This is a genomic window from Achromobacter sp. CSND-B12 (assembly GCF_052906545.1).
Map to the genome: position 1 here is coordinate 1,746,069 of NZ_JBREGJ010000001.1, position 18,402 is coordinate 1,764,470.

Below are 18,402 nucleotides of genomic sequence, written 5' to 3' on the forward strand. Positions count from 1 at the left end.
GTCAACCTTTATTGTTCGGCCAGCCAGGCGATCAGGGCGTCGTCGAATGCCCGCACGGCGCCGGCCTGCTCGTGGTTGACGATGCTGACCACCACGTAGCGCTTGCCGCTGGCGCCCAGCACGTAGCCGGCGATCGAGCGCACGTCGCGCAGCGAGCCGGTTTTCAGGTGGGCCATGCCCAGGGTGCCATCGCCTTTCATGCGGCGCCGCACCGTGCCGTCGACGCCCGCGATCGCGAGGGATGAAATGTACTCCGGCATGACGGGGGAATTCCAGGCCAGGGTCAGCATCGAGGCCAGGCTGTCGGCCGAGACCCGCGCGTCGCGCGACAGGCCGGCGCCGTTGTCGATCACCAGTTCGGGCATGTCCAGGCCCTGCCGCGCCAGCAGGTCCTTGGCCACGGCGCCGCTGCTGGCCACGGTGGCCGGCCGGCGGCCCTTTTCCGCGCCCAGGGTCAGCAGCAGCGTGCGCGCCATGACGTTGTTGCTGCGCTTGTTGATCTGGCGGATCACCTCGGCCAGCGTCGGCGAATCGTGCGAGGCCAGCACCACGGCATCGCCAGGCACCATGCCGGCGCGCACCTGGCCCTTGAAGGTGCCGCCCAGTTCCTTCCACAGCAGGCGGAACAGCTCGGTGGCGTAGTCGGTCTGCGACAGCGCCAGCCGGTACAGGTCGAATTCACCGCAGGAGCCGGCGACCTTGCCGCCCACGCGCAGGGTCACGCCCTGCTGGGTGATGACCGGATCGGTGGTGACCACCGGCGCGCCCGGGCAACGGGCATCGCTCCATTCGACCCGGCCCTCGATCTTCAAACCGGGCAGCGGCGGGTCGATCAGCGGCACCCACTTGTTGGCGGCGGGATCGGGGGTGAACAGGATGCGCACGGCGCCAAAGCCCACCATCAGGGCGTCGGGGCTGGCGTTGTAGGCGCGGTCGGGCGCGCCGTCGAAGGCGCCGGGGTCGGTGGCGACCTGGCCAAAGATGCTGCGGTCGATCACCAGGTCGTTGATCTGCTTGACGCCGCGCAGGCGCAGTTCACGCAGCAACACCCACAGGTCCTGCATCAGGAATTGCGGATCGCCGCCGGCGCGCAGGTAGAGCGGCCCCGGCAGCACGCCCTTGGCGTCGGGCCGGGCGCCCGGCTCGGTCATGAAGGCGGTGCGCCAGACGTAGTTGGGGCCCAGTTCGGACAGCGCCGCCCAGGTCGTGACCAGCTTCATCACCGAGGCCGGATTGCGCGCTTCCTTGGCGTTCAGGGCCGCCAGGCGCGGGCCGCCGACTTCCTGCACCACCAGCGACAGCGAACTGTCCGGCAGCTTGCTGGCCTTCCAGGCGTTGACCACGCTGGGCGGCAGGCCCGGCACCTGGGCGCAGGCGGCGCCGGCGGCCAGGGCCAGCAGTCCACCGGCCAGCCATTGCCGCGGCCCGCCCACACGCTTTTTCCCTAGTCCCGTCATGCCCTGTCCACCCGGTTGCTCGTCCTGCAAAACCGTGAGCATACAAAACCTGGGACGGTTACGGGCGGCGACACGGGTCGAACGCCGGCGCCGGCCGCCTTCGCCGTGGCACTACTGCTGCAATTTCCACTTGCCGCCGGCCACGGTCGCCATGACCAGGGCGCGCTCGTCCAGGCCGTTGTGGTCGGTGGCGCCCATGTTGACCACGCCGGTGGCGGTCGGCAGGTTCTTGACGTTCTCCAGGGCGTCGCGCAGCGCCGCGCGGAATTCCGCGGTGCCGGGCTTGGCCTTTTTCAGCGCCACCGGCACGGCCTGCTGCAGCAGCAGGCCGACGTCCCAGGTGTAGGCGGCGAACAGCGACACGCTGCCCGCGCCGTTGGCGGCCTCGTACTTTTTGGCGAAGGCCTGGGCCGTGGCCTTGACCGGATGGGTGTCCGGCAGCAGGTCGGCCACCATCACCGGCCCCACCGGCACCCAGGCGCCGTCGCAGGCGGCGCCGCAGACGCGCAGGAAGTCGTTGTTGGCCACGCCGTGGTTGAAGTAGATCTTGCCCTTGAAGCCGCGTTCGCGCAGCGAGCGCGCCGGCATCGCCGCCGGCGTGCCGGAGGCGCCCACCACCACCGCGTCCGGGGCGGCGCCGACCAGTTTCAGCGTCTGCGCCACCGCCGAGGTGTCGGTGGGCGCGAAGCTTTCCTTGCCGACGATCTCGATGCCGTGCTGCTTGGCGGCCTTTTCCACTTCCACCCAGAAAGTCTCGCCCAGGGCGTTGTTGAAGCCGATGAAGGCCAGCTTCTTGACGCCGTTGGCGGCGGCGTGGCGGGCGATGCCCTCGGCCATCAGGGAATCGGAATGCGGCGTCTTGAAGACCCAGCGGCGCTTGTCGTCCACCGGATCGATCAGGCGCGCCGACGAGGCCAGCGTGATCACCGGCGTTGCGCCGCTGGCCACCGTGTCCAGCATGGCCATGGTGTTGGGGGTGGTGGTCGAGCCGACGATCAGGTCGACCTTGTTCTCGGAGATCAGCTTGTGCGAATTGCTGACCGCGCGGGTCGTGTCGGAGGCGTCGTCCAGCACCACGTATTCGACCTTGACGCCGCCGATCTCGGTGGGCAGCAGGCCGATGGTGTTGCGTTCGGGAATGCCCAGGGACGCCTGGGGGCCGGTGGTGGACAGGGTGGCGCCGATCTTCACTTGCGCCAGCGCGGGCGCGGCGCCCGCGACCAGCAGGGCCGCCAACGCGGCCGTCAGAGTGCTACGAGGGGTCATGCGGTATCTCCTTTGGGGCGCGGATATCGTTATGCGTCTTGCCGATCCGCTACGGCGTAGAAAGCGTTATACGACGGGATCCCCCCGGTGCGACAGGAAAGCGCCGTCATGGAAAACCAGGGCGCCGCCGTGGTCGTCCGGCGCGTGCAGGCGCCGCACCTCGCCGATCAGCACGGCGTGGTCGCCCACTTCCAGCACCTGGCGGGTGGCGCACTCGAAGCGGGCGGCGCAGGCGTCGAACACGGGGATGCCGTCCTCGGTGGCATACCAGTCCAGCCCGGCATAGCGGTCCGCCACGGGTTGCGAGAACACCCGCGCCAGGTCGCGCTGCGGCGCCCCCAGCACATGGATGGCGAAGCCGCCCCGGGTGGTGAAGTCGGCGTAGTGGATGCTGGCGCGGCGCAGGCTCCACAGCACCAGCGGCGGCTCCAGCGAGACGGGCGCGAAGGAGTTGACCGTGAGGCCGATCGGCCCGTCGGCGCCCGCGGCGGTCACCACCGTGACGCCGGTGGCGTAGCGCCCCAGCGCCCGGCGCAGACGAAGCGGGCTGAGATCGTCGCTGGCAGGCATGGCGGCTTCCCCGCGGCCGCCGCTCAGGCCGGCACCGTGCTGGCCGGGCGCACGCCCGACAGCGGCATGGCCTCGGCCATCAACCGCTGCATCGAGTCCAGCACGAGGTCCTGCGGCATCAGGCCGAAGTTGTGCAGGCTCATCACGTGGTCCAGGCCCATGTCGGCCAGCCGCGCCAGCTTGTCGGCCACGGTGCGGGGCGAGCCGAACAGCGACAGGCCGCTGGCGATGATGTCGTCGTAGACCTGCTTGCGCGCGTACAGCCGGGTGTCCACGTACAGGTCGAAGGCGCGGGCGGCGCGTTCGCGGGCCTCGTCGTCGGTCTCGGCCACGTGGGTGTGCAGCGCCACCGCCGCCATGCCCGTGGCATCCTCGATGCCGGCCTCGGCCAGGCCGCGGCGGTAGTCCTGCATCATCAGGCCGATCTCTTCGAAGTTGTCCACCGCCGCGTACGGCACGAACAGCATGCGGCGGCCCTGGCGGCCGACGTGGTAGGCGGCCTCGCGGCGCAGGATCGCCACGTAGACGGGCACCGGCTGCTGCACCGGCTGCACGTTCAGGCGCACCTCGTGGATGCGGTTGAACTTGCCTTCGTGGCTGACGCGCTCGCCGGCCAGCAGGCGCTCGACCAGCATCAGGTTCTCGTCGAAGCGCTCGCGCTTGGTGGCCGGATCGACGTCGTAGCCCTCGAACTCGTGCTTCAGGTAGCCCGAGCCCACGCCCAGCGACAGCCTGCCTTGCGAAAGCTGGTCCACCAGGGCATAGTTTTCCGCCACCGTCAGCGGGTTGTGGAAGGTGAGGATGGAGATCGCGGTGCCCAGCCGCAGCCACGTCGTCTGCTGCGACAGCGCCGCCAGGAATACCGCCGGGTTCGGCACCGCGCCGTATTCATGGAAGTGGTGCTCGGCCACCCAGAAGGTGTCGTAGCCCAGCTGTTCGGCGCGGCGCGCCTGCTCCAGCACCTGGCTGTAGAGCTGGCCCAGGCTGCGGGGCTGGTCGGGGTAGTGGTCCTGCACCGAGAAGATGGACATCTTCATTGCTTGTCTCCGTCTTTGTCCGCTCGCGCCCCCGAATCGGTCTTCCGGCCCGGATGGTTGTCCGCCACGGCACTCTGATGTATTTTTTAGTGATACACGTATTCTAATAAGAGACGAACTGATGTCAACAGAAAGCAGCACCGGGATCCAGTCCGCCGAAATCGCCCTGGACGTCCTGACCCGGCTGGCCGAACTGGGCGGCGCCGTGTCGGTGTCGGAACTGGGCCGCAGCCTGGACATGCCGCGCGCCAAGGCGCATCGCTACCTGGTGTCGCTGGAGCGGCGCGGTTACGTCGAGCAGGATCCGGCCAGCGCCCGCTACCGGCTCGGGCCGCAGGCGCTGCACACAGGGCTGGCGGCGCTGGCCGAGGTGGATTTCGTCAAAGTGGCGGCCGGCTGCCTGGAAGACCTGAGCGCCGCCATCGGCCAGACCGTCTTCCTCTCGGTCTGGGGCCAGCACGGTCCCACCATCGTCCAGTGGCGCGACGCGCGGCTGCCGGTCACGGTCAACGTGCGCGTGGGTTCGGTGCTGCCGCTGCTCAACAGCGCCACCGGGCGCGTCTTCGCGGCCTGGCTGCCGGAGCCGCTGGCGCTGCCGCGCGCACTGGCCGAATGGGACGCGGCGCGGCGCCAGGGCGGCGACACCGCGGCGTTGCTGGACGACCCCGCCGCCACCGGCCTGCCGCTCGACCCGGCCGACCCCGCCGCCGCGCTGCGGGCGCGCTGGCAGGCCACGCGCCAGCGCGGCTACGCCAGCGTCAGCGGCCACCTGCTGCACGGCATCGACTCGGCCGCCCTGCCGGTGCTGGACGCGCAAGGCCAGCTGGCCGGCGCCATCACCGGGTTGGGACTGCACGGCGGCTTCGACCTGGCGCCGGACGGCGCGCCGCTGCGGGCGCTGATGGCGGCCGCGGCCGACTGCTCGCGCCGGCTCGGCTGGCGCGGCGGGCGCTAAGTCGCCGCGCCAGCCCCCGGCGCACCTTCCCCTGAAAATCGCTCGCTCCCGTCCTGCCGTCCTCGCTTGCGCGGGCGCCGCCGTCGCCGGCCGCCCCGCCCTTTTCGCCAGCCCCTTTACAATAGACAGTTGCCCAGAGCCGTGCCGACAGGTCCGGCTCGCTTTTTTGCCGCCGCCCCATCCGGCGGCCCGGCGGCCGGCCCAGGCCGCGCCCGCCCCTGATACCGATACCCGCGTGCAAGCCCTTACCGTTTCCGATTTCGACTACGAGCTGCCTCCCGAGCTCATCGCGCAGACACCCGCCGCCCAGCGCACGGGCAGCCGCCTGCTGCACCTGGACGGCGCCAGCCAGCTGCATGACCGCCAGTTCGCCGACCTGGAGGGGCTGTTGCGCCCCGGCGACCTGCTGGTGTTCAACGACACCCGCGTCATCAAGGCGCGCCTGGCCGGCCACAAGATCACCGGCGGCAAGGTCGAGGTGCTGGTCGAGCGCATCACCGACACCGACCGCGCGCTGGCGCACGTGCGCGCCAGCAAGTCGCCCGGCGCCGGCATGGTGCTGCGGCTGGCCGACGCCTTCGACGCCACGGTGCTGGGCCGCGAGGGCGAGCTGTTCGACATCCGCTTCCCCGGGCCGGTGCTGGAATTGCTGGACGCGCACGGCGCGACGCCGCTGCCGCCCTACATCACGCACGCCGCCGACGCCGGCGACGACGACCGCTACCAGACCGTCTACGCCCGCGAACCGGGCGCCGTGGCGGCGCCGACCGCCGGCCTGCACTTCGACCAGCCCACCCTGGACCGCCTGGCGGCGCAGGGCGTGGAGCGCGCCTTCGTCACGCTGCACGTGGGCGCCGGCACCTTCCAGCCGGTGCGCGTGGACAACCTGGCCGACCACGTCATGCACGCCGAATGGTTCACCGTGCCGCAGGCCACGGTGGACGCCATCGCCGCAACGCGCGCCCGCGGCGGCCGCGTGATCGCGGTCGGCACCACCAGCGTGCGCGCCCTGGAATCGGCCGCCGCCCAGACCGAGGGCCGCACCGCCCCCGGCCTGCCGCTGGCCGCCGCCCAAGGCGACACGCGCCTGTTCATCACCCCCGGCTACCAGTACCGCGTCATCGACGCCCTGGTCACCAACTTCCACCTGCCCCAGTCGACCCTGCTGATGCTGGTGTCGGCGCTGGCCGGCGTCGAGCCGATCCGCCGCGCCTACGCCCACGCCGTGGCCCAGCGCTACCGCTTCTTCAGCTACGGCGACGCCATGTTCATCGAATCCCCCGCCCCATGACCGGACTGAATTTCGAACTGCTTGCCACCGACGGCGGCGCCCGCCGCGGCCGCATCACGCTCAACCACGGCGTGGTGGAAACGCCCATCTTCATGCCCGTGGGCACCTATGGCAGCGTCAAGGCCATGATGCCGCACGAACTGAAGGACATCGGTTCGCAGATCGTGCTGGGCAACACCTTCCACCTTTGGCTGCGCCCGGGCACGGACATCATGGAAAAGCATGGCGGCCTGCACGGCTTCATGCAGTGGGACAAGCCGATCCTGACCGACTCGGGCGGCTTCCAGGTGTTCAGCCTGCAGGGCATGCGCAAGATCACCGAGGAAGGCGTGAAGTTCGCCTCGCCCATCGACGGCGCCCGCCTGTTCCTGACGCCCGAGGAATCGATGCGCATCCAGCGCTCGCTGAACTCGGACATCGTCATGGTGTTCGACGAGTGCACGCCCTACGAGATAGACGGCCGCCCCGCGACCATCGAGGAAGCGGCCCGCTCGATGCGCATGTCGCTGCGCTGGGCGCGCCGCTCGCGCGAGGAATTCGACCGGCTGCAGAACCCCAACGCGCTGTTCGGCATCGTGCAGGGCGGCATGTACGAATCGCTGCGCGACGAGTCCCTGGCCGGCCTGCAGGACATCGGTTTCCACGGCTACGCCATCGGCGGCCTGTCGGTGGGCGAGCCCAAGGAAGACATGATGCGCATCCTGGCGCACGTGACGCCCAAGCTGCCGGCCCAGGCGCCGCGCTACCTGATGGGCGTGGGCACGCCGGAAGACCTGGTCGAGGGCGTGAGCCGCGGCGTCGACATGTTCGACTGCGTCATGCCGACCCGCAACGCCCGCAACGGCTGGCTGTTCACCCGTTTCGGCGACGTCAAGATCCGCAACGCCAAGTACCGCGACGACACCCGCCCGCTGGACCCGAGCTGCGCCTGCCACACCTGCGCCAACTTCTCGCGCGCCTACCTGCATCACCTACAGCGCGCCAACGAGATCACCGGCGCGCGCCTGAACACGCTGCACAACCTGCATTTCTACCTGACCATCATGAAGGAAATGCGGGAGGCCATCGCCGAGGGCCGCTTCGACGCCTGGCGCGCGCAGTTCGCGGCCGACCGGGCGCGCGGGGTGGAGTAGCGGGGCGCTGTGCCGCTCGCGGTTCGCGCTCAGCGGCGCAACGAGAGAATCACTGCGGCGGCCATTGCTGCGCGGCATGCAAGATGCGCAGGATCCGCACGGCCAGCGCATCCGCCGCATACACGATGATGTAATTCGCGCGAACGACCATTTCGCGGGTACCGGCGATCCTTCCGGGGCGGTACAGCGCGGGACGGGCGGGCAGTTGCGCCGCCTTCGTTTCAATATCGTCTTTCAGACGCTGGGCAGCGTCTGGATTGTCATCTGATATGTAGTCGACTATGGCCAACAGGTCGGCCCGGGCGGCGGACGACCATTCAACTGCGGGCACGGCGCTTCCTGTCGATCAGCGCCTGGGCTTCATCCATGACCTGCTGGTGCGGCACCGCCGGCCCCGTATCGGCCAGGGCTTCCTGGACTTTGGCGCGGAACCACGCGTCGTGCGCCTGGGCATCGGTGGTCAACCCGGCGGGCAGGCCGCCCTCCTTGGCCACCCGCGTGAGCAGGATGCGCACGGCGTCGGAAATCGTCAGGCCGAATTCGGCCAGCTTTTCGGTGGCGTCGGCTTTGAGCTTGTCGTCCACGCGGACGTGGAGCATCGAGGTCTGGGGCATGGCGATTCCTGCAATAGTGTCGGGCCAGTGTATCTCAATTGAGATACTTTCCTGCCACCAACCGCGCATTTTGCGTCCACCCATACCGGGAGAACCCGAATAAGGACTTTTGTTTCGCGTTTCCGCCCTCATCACTGCGCACAGGACGACCCCCTACGCCAGAACGGCCGCCCCGCCGCCGGGCCGCCCCAAGGCGGGGCAGCCCCCTCGGGGGCAGCCAGCGCACCACGCGCGCGCGGCGTGGGGGCCCCTAAACCTCGCTACAATAGTCGGCTTGCCCTATCCATGGCTCGCGCGGGGATGGGCGCAGAACAAGATCGTCGACAGCACGATATAAACAAACCCAAACAGACCAAACGCAGGAGAATTACATGTCCGCTATCGATACCGCCAGCCTCGTCGTGGCCCAGGCCGCCGCCCCCGAAGGCAATGCGCTGATGGGCATGCTGCCCATCATCCTGATGTTCGTGATCCTCTATTTCCTGATGATCCGTCCCCAGATGAAGCGCCAGAAGGAACACCGCAACCTGATCGCCGCCCTGGCCAAGGGCGACGAAGTCGTCACCGCCGGCGGCATGCTGGGCAAGGTCACCAAGGTGAACGACAGCTACGTCACCGTCGAAGTCTCGGAACTGGCCGACAAGCCGGTCGAGATCATCATGCAGAAGTCGTCGGTGTCGACCGTTCTGCCCAAGGGAACCATCAAGGCCCTGTAAGCGTCCCATAGGAGCTCCGCCGCCGGGCCCCGGGGTCCGACGGCAGCCGCCCCGCCGCCCGTCGCGCCAGCCGCCCGGGCGGCCTTTTCTCCACTCTTACATGACGTAGCCGGCAATGAACCGCTATCCCCTCTGGAAGTACATTACGGTCCTGATTGCGGTCCTTATCGGCCTGCTGTATACGCTTCCCAATTTCTACGGCGAGTCGCCCGCCGTCCAGGTTTCCAGCGCCAAGGCCACCATCAAGGTGGATCCGGCCATGCTGAGCCGGGTCGAGCAGATCCTGACCGACGCCAAGATCCCCAATGAAGGGGTCTACTACGAACAGAACGGCACGCTCGGCACCGTGCGCGCCCGCTTCACCTCGACCGACCTGCAACTGCAGGCGCGCGACCTGATCGACAAATCCCTCAATACCGTCCAGGGCGACCCGCACTACACCGTGGCGCTGAACCTGCTGCCGGCCTCGCCCACCTGGATGCGCGCACTGGGCTGGTTCGCCCCCAAGCCCATGTACCTGGGCCTGGACCTGCGCGGCGGCGTGCACTTCCTGCTGCAAGTGGACATGCAGGGCGCCCTGACCGCCCGCTACGATTCGCTGGCCGCCGACGTGCGCTCGGTGCTGCGCGACCAGAAGGTCAACGTGGCCGGCGTCGAGCGCTCGGGCATGAGCGTGGCCGCCAGCTTCGCCAACGCGCAGGACCGCGACCGCGCCATCTCGACGCTGCGCAGCCGCCTGCCCGACCTGGAATTCACCGAAAGCGAAGAAAACGGCAAGCTGCTGCTGCTGGGCGCGCTGAACCCGGCCGCGGTCACCCGCGTGCAGGACTCGGCGCTCAAGCAGAACATCAACACGCTGCACAACCGGATCAACGAACTGGGCGTGGCCGAGCCGGTCATCCAGCAGCAGGGTTCGGACCGCATCGTGGTGCAGCTGCCCGGCGTGCAGGACGTGGCCAAGGCCAAGGAACTGCTGGGCCGCACCGCCACCCTCGAAATCCGCATGGTCGACGATTCGCCCGCCGCGCAGGCCGCGCTGCTGGGCGGCTCGGTGCCGTTCGGCCTGGAGCGCTACTCCGACCGCGACGGTCGCCCGATCCTGGTGCGCCGCCAGGTGGTCCTGACCGGTGAGAACCTGCAGGACGCCCAGCCCGGCCGCGATTCGCAGACCCAGCAGGCCGCCGTCCACCTGACGCTGGACTCCAAGGGCGCGCGCATCTTCCGCGACGTCACCCGCGACAACATCGGCAAGCGCATGGCCATCCTGCTGTTCGAGAACGGCAAGGGCGAAGTGGTCACGGCCCCGGTCATCCGCAGCGAAATCGCCGGCGGCCAGGTGCAGATCTCGGGCAGCATGAGCTCCGAGGAAGCCGCCGACACCGCCCTGCTGCTGCGCGCCGGCGCGCTGGCCGCGCCGATGTCGATCATCGAGGAACGCACCATCGGCCCGAGCCTGGGCGCCGACAACATCTCGAAGGGCTTCCATTCGACGCTGTACGGCTTCCTGGCCATCGCCGTCTTCATCATCATCTACTACCACCTGTTCGGCGTGTTCTCGACCGTCGGCCTGACCCTGAACGTGCTGCTGTTGCTGGCCCTGCTGTCGATGCTGCAGGCCACGCTGACGCTGCCGGGCATCGCGGCCATCGCGCTGACACTGGGCATGGCGATCGACTCGAACGTGCTGATCAACGAGCGGATACGCGAAGAACTGCGCAACGGGGCGTCGCCGCAACAGGCCATCCACCATGGCTTCGAGCGCGCCTGGGGCACGATTCTCGACTCCAACCTCACTACGCTGATTGTCGGCCTGGCCCTGCTGGCATTCGGTTCCGGCCCGATCCGCGGTTTCGCGGTGGTCCATTGCCTGGGCATCCTGACCTCGATGTTCTCGTCCGTCGTGGGCGTGCGCGCGCTGGCCAACCTCTGGTACGGCCGCAAGAAGAAGCTCACGTCGATCTCCATCGGCGAAGTCTGGAAGCCGAAGACCAACTGAACATGCTTGCGGGCGGCCATGCCGCCCGCCACCGAATAGCCAGGGCAAAACATGGAATTTTTCCGGATTCACCGCACCATCCCGTTCATGCGCCACGCGCTGGTGCTGAACATCATCAGCCTCGTCACCTTCGTGGCGGCGGTCTTCTTCATCCTCACGCGCGGCTTTCACCTGTCGATCGAATTCACCGGCGGCACGGTCATGGAAGTCAACTACGCCCAGACGGCGCAGCTTGAAAACGTGCGCGGCGTGGTCTCGAAGCTGGGCTACACCGACTTCCAGGTGCAGAACTTCGGCACCTCGCACGACGTCATGATCCGCCTGCCCCTGCAGGAAGGCCAGACGTCCGCCACCCAGAGCGAGACCGTCATGGCCGCGCTCAAGGCCGCCGACCAGGGCGTGGAACTGCGCCGCGTCGAATTCGTCGGTCCGCAGGTGGGCCAGGAACTGCTGCACAACGGCCTGATGGCGCTGCTGGTGGTGGTCATCGGCATCATGGTCTACCTGGGCTTCCGCTTCGAATGGAAGTTCGCCGTGGCCGGTGTGATCGCCAACCTGCACGACGTGGTCATCATCCTGGGCTTCTTCGCCTTCTTCCAGTGGGAATTCTCGCTGTCGGTGCTGGCCGGCGTGCTGGCGGTGCTGGGCTACTCGGTGAACGAATCCGTGGTCATCATGGACCGGATCCGCGAGAACTTCCGCAAGTACCGCAAGGCGGACGTGCAGGAAGTCATCAACAGCGCCATCACGCAGACCATCTCGCGCACCATCATCACCCACGGCTCGACCCAGATGATGGTGCTGGCGATGCTGTTCTTCGGCGGCCCCACCCTGCACTACTTCGCCATGGCCCTGACCATCGGCATCTGGTTCGGCATCTACTCGTCGGTGTTCGTCGCCGCCGCGCTGGCCATGTGGATGGGCGTCAAGCGCGAAGACCTGGTCAAGCCGGTCAAGAAGGAAGGCGAGGAAGGCGAAGTCGCCTGAGCCGCTTCCCGCCCCGCAAGACCCGCCCGATGTGGCGGGTTTTTTTATGGGCGGACGAGCCTGGCGCAGGGCCCTCGGTCACTACGAATAGCCGCCCGTCCTACATGCGGATACCTTTGCCAAAGCCGTCGCCACGGAGGTTGACAGTTATATCCGAACAGGTATATTCATGTTTATCGAACTCCCTCGCCCCCTGTATTGGGAAGGTTCCTCGAAAAAAGACTTCCAGACCTTCCCGCTGGCCGTTCAGAAACACTTGGGGATGAGTCTGTTCATCGTGCAGTCGGGCCGGCGACCGGCCGCGTCCAAACCATGGCACGGACTGGGGCCGGGCGTGTTTGAACTGGTCGACGATCATCGGGGCGATACGTTCCGCGCCGTCTACCTGATACGCATCGGCAACGGCGTGCATGTACTGCATGCATTCCAGAAGAAGTCCAAATCGGGCGTTTCCACGCCGCGGCCCGACATTGCCCTGATCACCCGGCGGCTCAAACAGGTTCAGGCCCGCTATGGGCCCCACAAGAGACAACCATGACGCGTACTACCGGCACCCTGAATGTTCTGCATGACCTCGGCTTTGACGACGCCGCCGATCTGACCACCCAGGCGCAGCTCGCCATCAAGCTCAACGATCTGATCGACCAGCGCCAGCTCACCCAGGCCCAGGTTGCCGCCCTGACCGGCATGACCCAGCCCAAGGTCTCCCAGATTCGCCGCTATCAATTACAGAACATCTCGCTGGAGCGGCTGATGCGAGCCCTGGTCGCGCTGGACCAGCACGTGGAGATACGGGTACGCAAGGCAAGGCAATCCGACACTGCCGGGATCAGCGTCGCGGCCTAGCACGAGCGGGAGGCAGCCCCGCACTGTACAGACGCTCCGCCCACTGGGTGTACGGGTACGGCTGCCGCCGTATTCGCTACCATAGGCCTCATGAAACTCGCTCTCGATCATCTCGTCGTCGCCGCCGCGGACCTGGACAGCGGCACTCGCCACGTGGCCGGCCTGCTGGGCATCGCCCCCACGGGCGGCGGCGCGCATCCGCGCATGGGCACCCACAACCGCGTGCTGGGCATGGCGGGCGGCGTGTACCTGGAAGTGATCGCCATCGACCCGGGCGCGCCCGCGCCGCAGCGGCCGCGCTGGTTTGGGCTGGATCAGGCGGCCATGCGGGCGCGCCTGGCCGAAGGGCCGTTCCTGGCGCATTGGGCGGCGCGAGTCGAGGCGCCCGCTGACCTGAGCGCATGGCAGGCGCGGCACCCCGATCGCATCGCGCCCGCCATCCCCATGACCCGCGGCGACCTGCGCTGGCGCCTTACCGTGCCCGACGACGGCAGCCTGCCGGCCTGGCGCGAAGCGGGCGCAACGGCCGGCGACGGCCTGCTGCCGACGCTGATCCAGTGGGATGTGGACGCCTATCCCGGCGTCAGCCTGCCGCCCCAACCGCTGGCCCTGGTGGCGCTGGCCGGCACCCACCCGCGCGCGGCGCTGCTGCGCCAGGGGCTGGCATGGCTGGGCGCCGAGCATCTCATCACGGTCGAACAGGCCGACGGCGCGCCGTGCCTGCGCGCCACCATCGAAACCCCGCAGGGCATCAAGACCCTGGTCTGATACGAACAACGGACACGGAGACATCCCCATGAGCGTCACCCTCAAGCGCTTCGACGACGCGCCCTATGAACGGCAGTGCGAGGCCACCGTCATCGCCGTCGGCGCCGACGGCGTCGAACTGGACCAGACCGTCTGCTACGCCCGCAGCGGCGGCCAGGCGGGCGACAGCGGCACGCTGACCCTGGCCGACGGCCGGGTGCTGGCGCTGACCGACACGGTCTACGCCGACGAGCGTCGCCGCATCGTGCACGTGCTGGCCGAAGGCGTGGCGCCGCCACCAGTGGGCGAACGCGTCACCGTGGCCATCGACTGGCCCCGGCGCCACCGGCTGATGCGGCTGCACACCTGCCTGCACCTGCTCGGCGCGCTGGTGCCCGCGCCGGTCACGGGATGCAGCATCTCGCCCGACTCGGCGCGCATCGACTTCGACCTGCCCGAGTCGACGCTGGACAAGGCCGACCTGACCGAGCGCCTGAACGCGCTGATCACGGCCGCCACCGACGTCACGGTCAACGCCATCACGCCCGAGGAGCTGGCGGCCCAGCCGGACCTGGTGCGCACCATCGGCGCGGCGCCTCCGGCCGGCACGGAACGCATCCGCATCATCGAGATTCCAGGCGTGGATCGCCAGCCCTGTGGCGGCACGCACGTGGCCAACACGGGCGAAATCGGCGCGGTGACCGTCACCAAGATCGAAAAGAAAAGCCGCACCAACCGCCGCGTGGTGGTGGCGTTCGCCTGAACCCTGCCGCCAATGAAAATGGCCGCCTGCATGGCGGCCATTTTCATTGAAGTCCGTCGGCGGCGCCTCGCGGCGCGCTCAGCCCTTCTTCCACCAGCGCCACGGCGCGCGCAGCGGCCACTGGTACTTGCTACAGAGCACCCGGGGCGCCAGCAAGTGCCCGACCGCGATGGCGATCGCGGCGGCGGTCAACACGTCGGACAGGTAGTGGTCCAGGTTGACCAGGCGGCTGGTCGCCACCAGCGCGGCCAGCGACAGGAAGGCCCAGCGCCAGCGCGGCGCCAGGATGCCCAGCACCACCGCCACGGCGAAGGCGGCATAGGTGTGGCTGGACGGAAAGGAATTGAACTGGTTGGCGCGCGAGAACGATTCGCCCAGCCCGTAGATGCCCTTCTCGAAGAACAGCTCGGGACGGGCCCGCGCCACCGAGCGCTTGAGCACCAGCACCACCAGCCCGCCGACCGCCATGGTCGACAGCATCAGCAGGCTGCCGCGCGCCATGCTGGCGTAGCTCATGCGCACCGGATTGCGCCAGCCGCGCGCCAGGCCGACCAGGCCGACGATGTAGAACGCCAGCGCCACGCCGATGTAGCGGCCGCTTTCGCCCATTTCACCGATCCACTCGAACGAGGTATTGACCCCGTCGCTGACCGATTGCCGGATCCAGATCGCCAGCGGCAGGTCGACCCACAGGGCGCAGACCGCGGCCACCAGCGCCACCCCGAGACCGGCCAGCAGCCAGGCGGAGGTCGACAGCGGATTGCGGAACTCGTCCGTCGCGGCGGCCGCGGCGCCGGGCGCGAGCGTGGCGGCCGGCGGAAGGGAGGGATTCGTCGTCATCGGACCGGTCGCGTAAAGATAATTGTTCTCGGAAAGGGAATCGGCGAGGGCCAGCTATCGTAACCCTGCATTGCGTCCGCATGAAGGAAATTTGCAGCAAGGGGTAAAATTCCGCTTTTCCCCTCTCCACTGCCCCCGGGATCTACACCCGTCACGGCGACCGACATGCAAGAAACTTCCCTCAAGCGCGTGCCCCACGCGCAAGACGGCGCCGCCGCCGTCCCGCCCGCCCCCGCCACCGGCGCCCCCCGCAAGCTGTACATCCGCACCTTTGGTTGCCAGATGAACGAGTACGACTCGGACAAGATGGCCGACGTGCTGCGCGGCGACCAGGGGCTGGAGCTGACCGACAACCCGGAAGACGCCGACGTCATCCTGTTCAACACCTGTTCGGTGCGCGAAAAGGCCCAGGAAAAGGTCTTTTCCGACCTGGGCCGCGTGCAGCACCTGAAAAAGACCAACCCGAACCTGGTGATCGGCGTGGGCGGCTGTGTCGCCAGCCAGGAAGGCGAGGCCATCGTCAAGCGCGCGCCCTACGTGGACGTGGTGTTCGGCCCGCAGACCCTGCACCGCCTGCCCGACCTGATCCAGCGCCGCCGCGCCGAGGGCCGCTCGCAGGTCGACATCAGCTTCCCGGAGATCGAGAAGTTCGACAACATGCCGCCGCCGCGGGTCGAGGGCGCCACCGCCTTCGTCTCGATCATGGAAGGCTGTAGCAAGTACTGCAGCTTCTGCGTCGTGCCGTACACGCGCGGCGAGGAAGTCTCGCGTCCGTTCGACGACGTGCTGGTCGAAGTGGCCGACCTGGCCGACCAGGGCGTCAAGGAAGTCACCCTGCTGGGCCAGAACGTCAACGCCTACCGCGGCCGCATGAGCGACAGCGGCGAAATCGCCGATTTCGCCATGCTGCTGGAATACGTGCACGAGATCCCCGGCATCGAACGCATCCGCTACACCACCTCGCACCCCAAGGAAATGACCCAGCGCATGGTGGACGCCTACGCCCGCCTGCCCAAGCTGGTGTCGTTCCTGCACCTGCCGGTGCAGGCCGGCAGCGACCGCGTGCTGGCGGCCATGAAGCGCGGCTACACCACGCTGGAGTTCAAGTCGGTGGTGCGCCGCCTGCGCGCCGCGCGTCCCGACCTGACGCTGTCGTCGGACTTCATCGTCGGCTTCCCCGGCGAAACCGAGGAAGACTTCGAAAAGACCATGAAGCTGATCGAGGACGTCGGTTTCGACACCTCGTTCTCGTTCGTCTACTCGCGCCGCCCCGGCACGCCGGCCGCCGACCTGCACGACGACACCCCGCAGGACGTCAAGCTACGCCGCCTGCAGCGCCTGCAGGCGCTGATCAACGAGCAGGCCGCCGCCATCGCCCGCAACATGATCGGCACCCGCCAGCGCCTGCTGGTCGAAGGCCCGTCGCGGCGCGATCCGAACGAGCTGATGGGCCGCACCGAGAACAACCGCATCGTCAATTTCGCCGCGCCCGCGCGGCTCATCGGACAGATGGTCGACGTCATCATCACCGAGGCGCACACCAACTCGTTGCGCGCCCGCGTGGCCGACGTCGACCGCGATCCCCAAGAGGCCGAATGACCACTTCCCGCCCCCGCGCCCGCCGCAGCATGCCCGTCGTCGTCACCCTGGACGGCGACAACACCCACCTGGCCAACCTGTGCGGCCCGCTGGACGAGAACCTGCGCCAGCTCGCCGACGGCATGGGCGTGAAGCTCTCGCGCCGCGGCAGCCGCGTCACCATCGAAGGCGACAAGGCCGAACTGGCCGGCCGCGTGCTGCGCCGTTTCCACGAGCAGGCGGTGCACCGCGCCCTGTCGGTCGACGACATCCAGCTGGGGCTGGTCGAGATCGGCGTCGGCCGCCAGGAAGAAAAGCTGCAGGACGCGCCGGCCCGCGAGGCCGATCCGCTGCCGTCGCTGGACGACGACAGCGACGCCATCGCCCTACGCACCAAGCGCAGCGACCTGCGGCCGCGCACGCCGCGCCAGCGCGACTACCTGAACAACATCCTCAAGCACGACATCACCTTCGGCGTGGGTCCGGCCGGCACCGGCAAGACCTGGCTGGCGGTGGCCTGCGCCATCGATGCGATGGAGCGCGACACGGTGCAGCGCCTGGTGCTGACGCGCCCGGCGGTCGAGGCCGGCGAGCGCCTGGGCTTCCTGCCCGGCGACCTGGCGCAGAAGGTCGACCCTTACCTGCGCCCGCTGTACGACGCCCTGTACGACCTGATGGGTTTCGAGAAGGTGCAGCGGCTGTTCGAGAAGCAGACCATCGAGATCGCCCCGCTGGCCTACATGCGCGGCCGCACGCTGAACCACGCCTTCGTCATCCTGGACGAGGCGCAGAACACCACGCCGGAGCAGATGAAGATGTTCCTGACGCGCATCGGCTTCGGCAGCAAGGCCGTCATCACCGGCGACCCGTCGCAGGTGGACCTGCCGCGCGGCCAGGAAAGCGGCCTGGCGCACGCGGTCAAGGTGCTGCACGACGTGCAGGGCATCGCCACCACCCGCTTCACCAGCCGCGACGTGGTGCGCCATCCGCTGGTGGCGCGCATCGTCGATGCCTATGACCGGGCCGCGGAAAATGACGCCTGAACTGTCCCTGTCCGTCCAGTACGGGGTCGAGGAACCCCGCCTGCCGCGCTGGCGCCTGCGCCGTTGGGCCGAGCGCGCGCTGGCCGCCGCGGCCGAGGATGGCCTGGTGGAATTCAGCGCCGCCGAGCTCAGCCTGCGCCTGGTGGGCGCGGCCGAGGGACGCCGCCTGAACCGCGACTTCCGCCAGCGCGACTACGCCACCAACGTGCTGACCTTCGAGTACGGCGTCGATCCGCTGGGCGTGGCGCGCGGCGACATCGTGATGTGCGTGCCGGTGCTGGTGCGCGAGGCCCGCGAGCAGCGCAAGGCGCTGCTGGACCACGCCGCCCACCTGACGCTGCACGGCGTGCTGCATTCGCTCGGCTACGACCACATCAAGGCGCGCGACGCCCGCCGCATGGAAGCGCTGGAAACCGCCACGCTGGCGCGCATGGGCATCGCCGATCCCTATCTTGCCGCCTGATTCACGGGCCTGGGGTCAACCCTGAGCAATCGACGCGAAATGGCGGCCAGCAAGGCGCAGATCGCGTCGGTTGGACCCATTTTCCGGGGTCGCGTTACAA

20 protein-coding genes are annotated in these 18,402 nt (G+C 68.5%); 13 read left to right on the forward strand and 7 right to left on the reverse strand.

Annotation, left to right across the window (positions count from 1 at the left end):
• Nucleotides 1-8: 8 nt before the first annotated feature.
• From dacB to ACUTAG_RS08140, 4 genes are all read right to left on the reverse strand, one after another.
• The gene (dacB, locus tag ACUTAG_RS08125) at nucleotides 9-1,457 is read right to left on the reverse strand and encodes a D-alanyl-D-alanine carboxypeptidase/D-alanyl-D-alanine endopeptidase (RefSeq protein WP_035182572.1); all 1,449 of its coding nucleotides are present in this window, start codon (nucleotides 1,455-1,457) and stop codon (nucleotides 9-11) included.
• A 111-nt stretch (nucleotides 1,458-1,568) separates the two neighbouring features.
• Nucleotides 1,569-2,723 carry an ABC transporter substrate-binding protein gene (locus ACUTAG_RS08130; RefSeq protein WP_024070171.1) on the reverse strand — a complete coding sequence of 385 codons (1,155 nt, stop codon included), beginning with the start codon at nucleotides 2,721-2,723 and terminating at the stop codon, nucleotides 1,569-1,571.
• A 66-nt stretch (nucleotides 2,724-2,789) separates the two neighbouring features.
• Nucleotides 2,790-3,293, reverse strand: a complete 504-nt coding sequence (locus ACUTAG_RS08135; protein ID WP_006386642.1) for a flavin reductase family protein — start codon at nucleotides 3,291-3,293, stop codon at nucleotides 2,790-2,792.
• Nucleotides 3,294-3,316: 23 nt separating this feature from the next.
• Nucleotides 3,317-4,330, reverse strand: coding sequence for an LLM class flavin-dependent oxidoreductase (locus ACUTAG_RS08140; RefSeq protein ID WP_148319246.1), 1,014 nt, complete (start codon nucleotides 4,328-4,330; stop codon nucleotides 3,317-3,319).
• 121 nt (nucleotides 4,331-4,451) lie between these two features.
• Between ACUTAG_RS08140 and ACUTAG_RS08145 the strand changes: the two genes are divergently transcribed.
• From ACUTAG_RS08145 to tgt, 3 genes are all read left to right on the forward strand, one after another.
• The gene (locus ACUTAG_RS08145) at nucleotides 4,452-5,285 is read left to right on the forward strand and encodes an IclR family transcriptional regulator (RefSeq protein ID WP_054483102.1); all 834 of its coding nucleotides are present in this window, start codon (nucleotides 4,452-4,454) and stop codon (nucleotides 5,283-5,285) included.
• A 235-nt stretch (nucleotides 5,286-5,520) separates the two neighbouring features.
• Nucleotides 5,521-6,576 (forward strand): tRNA preQ1(34) S-adenosylmethionine ribosyltransferase-isomerase QueA, encoded by a 1,056-nt coding sequence (gene queA / locus ACUTAG_RS08150; protein WP_054442897.1) that lies wholly within the window; start codon nucleotides 5,521-5,523, stop codon nucleotides 6,574-6,576.
• Nucleotides 6,573-7,709 carry a tRNA guanosine(34) transglycosylase Tgt gene (tgt, locus tag ACUTAG_RS08155; protein ID WP_054439645.1) on the forward strand — a complete coding sequence of 379 codons (1,137 nt, stop codon included), beginning with the start codon at nucleotides 6,573-6,575 and terminating at the stop codon, nucleotides 7,707-7,709. Before queA ends, tgt begins: the two co-directional genes overlap by 4 nt.
• Nucleotides 7,710-7,758: 49 nt before the next feature.
• On the opposite strand, the gene ACUTAG_RS08160 is transcribed toward tgt, so the two are convergent.
• Both ACUTAG_RS08160 and relB read right to left on the reverse strand, forming a co-directional pair.
• Entirely contained in the window at nucleotides 7,759-8,040 is a 282-nt protein-coding gene (locus tag ACUTAG_RS08160; protein WP_020926667.1) for a type II toxin-antitoxin system RelE/ParE family toxin, read from the reverse strand.
• Nucleotides 8,027-8,323, reverse strand: coding sequence for a type II toxin-antitoxin system RelB family antitoxin (gene relB / locus ACUTAG_RS08165; RefSeq protein ID WP_020926666.1), 297 nt, complete (start codon nucleotides 8,321-8,323; stop codon nucleotides 8,027-8,029). Before relB ends, ACUTAG_RS08160 begins: the two co-directional genes overlap by 14 nt.
• A 371-nt stretch (nucleotides 8,324-8,694) precedes the next feature.
• On the opposite strand from relB, the gene yajC reads away from it, so the two are divergent.
• The 7 genes from yajC (at nucleotide 8,695) to ACUTAG_RS08200 (ending at nucleotide 14,378) form a co-directional block, all read left to right on the forward strand.
• The gene (yajC, locus tag ACUTAG_RS08170; RefSeq protein ID WP_006386647.1) at nucleotides 8,695-9,039 is read left to right on the forward strand and encodes a preprotein translocase subunit YajC; all 345 of its coding nucleotides are present in this window, start codon (nucleotides 8,695-8,697) and stop codon (nucleotides 9,037-9,039) included.
• A gap of 115 nt (nucleotides 9,040-9,154) precedes the next feature.
• Complete coding sequence (gene secD / locus ACUTAG_RS08175; protein WP_006386648.1) at nucleotides 9,155-11,035, forward strand: protein translocase subunit SecD; 1,881 nt, start codon at nucleotides 9,155-9,157, stop codon at nucleotides 11,033-11,035.
• 51 nt (nucleotides 11,036-11,086) lie between these two features.
• A complete protein-coding gene (gene secF, locus ACUTAG_RS08180) occupies nucleotides 11,087-12,022 on the forward strand; it encodes a protein translocase subunit SecF (protein WP_006386649.1) in 936 nt (311 codons plus the stop codon).
• 169 nt (nucleotides 12,023-12,191) lie between these two features.
• Nucleotides 12,192-12,560, forward strand: a complete 369-nt coding sequence (locus tag ACUTAG_RS08185; RefSeq protein ID WP_006386650.1) for a type II toxin-antitoxin system RelE/ParE family toxin — start codon at nucleotides 12,192-12,194, stop codon at nucleotides 12,558-12,560.
• Nucleotides 12,557-12,868 carry a helix-turn-helix domain-containing protein gene (locus ACUTAG_RS08190; protein WP_058665128.1) on the forward strand — a complete coding sequence of 104 codons (312 nt, stop codon included), beginning with the start codon at nucleotides 12,557-12,559 and terminating at the stop codon, nucleotides 12,866-12,868. Before ACUTAG_RS08185 ends, ACUTAG_RS08190 begins: the two co-directional genes overlap by 4 nt.
• Before the next feature lie 90 nt (nucleotides 12,869-12,958).
• The gene (locus ACUTAG_RS08195; RefSeq protein ID WP_446650088.1) at nucleotides 12,959-13,636 is read left to right on the forward strand and encodes a VOC family protein; all 678 of its coding nucleotides are present in this window, start codon (nucleotides 12,959-12,961) and stop codon (nucleotides 13,634-13,636) included.
• Between the two features lie 28 nt (nucleotides 13,637-13,664).
• Nucleotides 13,665-14,378, forward strand: a complete 714-nt coding sequence (locus ACUTAG_RS08200) for an alanyl-tRNA editing protein (RefSeq protein WP_054504745.1) — start codon at nucleotides 13,665-13,667, stop codon at nucleotides 14,376-14,378.
• A gap of 78 nt (nucleotides 14,379-14,456) precedes the next feature.
• On the opposite strand, the gene ACUTAG_RS08205 is transcribed toward ACUTAG_RS08200, so the two are convergent.
• The gene (locus tag ACUTAG_RS08205) at nucleotides 14,457-15,218 is read right to left on the reverse strand and encodes a phosphatase PAP2 family protein (protein ID WP_148319250.1); all 762 of its coding nucleotides are present in this window, start codon (nucleotides 15,216-15,218) and stop codon (nucleotides 14,457-14,459) included.
• A 165-nt stretch (nucleotides 15,219-15,383) separates the two neighbouring features.
• Here ACUTAG_RS08205 and miaB point away from each other — a divergent pair, with 165 nt between their 5' ends.
• From miaB to ybeY, 3 genes are read left to right on the forward strand one after another with little or no spacing between them, the layout of a single operon-like run.
• Nucleotides 15,384-16,817 carry a tRNA (N6-isopentenyl adenosine(37)-C2)-methylthiotransferase MiaB gene (miaB, locus tag ACUTAG_RS08210; protein ID WP_024070179.1) on the forward strand — a complete coding sequence of 478 codons (1,434 nt, stop codon included), beginning with the start codon at nucleotides 15,384-15,386 and terminating at the stop codon, nucleotides 16,815-16,817.
• Nucleotides 16,814-17,839 carry a PhoH family protein gene (locus ACUTAG_RS08215; protein WP_026385104.1) on the forward strand — a complete coding sequence of 342 codons (1,026 nt, stop codon included), beginning with the start codon at nucleotides 16,814-16,816 and terminating at the stop codon, nucleotides 17,837-17,839. Before miaB ends, ACUTAG_RS08215 begins: the two co-directional genes overlap by 4 nt.
• Nucleotides 17,829-18,302 (forward strand): rRNA maturation RNase YbeY, encoded by a 474-nt coding sequence (gene ybeY, locus ACUTAG_RS08220; protein WP_006386657.1) that lies wholly within the window; start codon nucleotides 17,829-17,831, stop codon nucleotides 18,300-18,302. Before ACUTAG_RS08215 ends, ybeY begins: the two co-directional genes overlap by 11 nt.
• Nucleotides 18,303-18,402 lie beyond the last annotated feature (100 nt).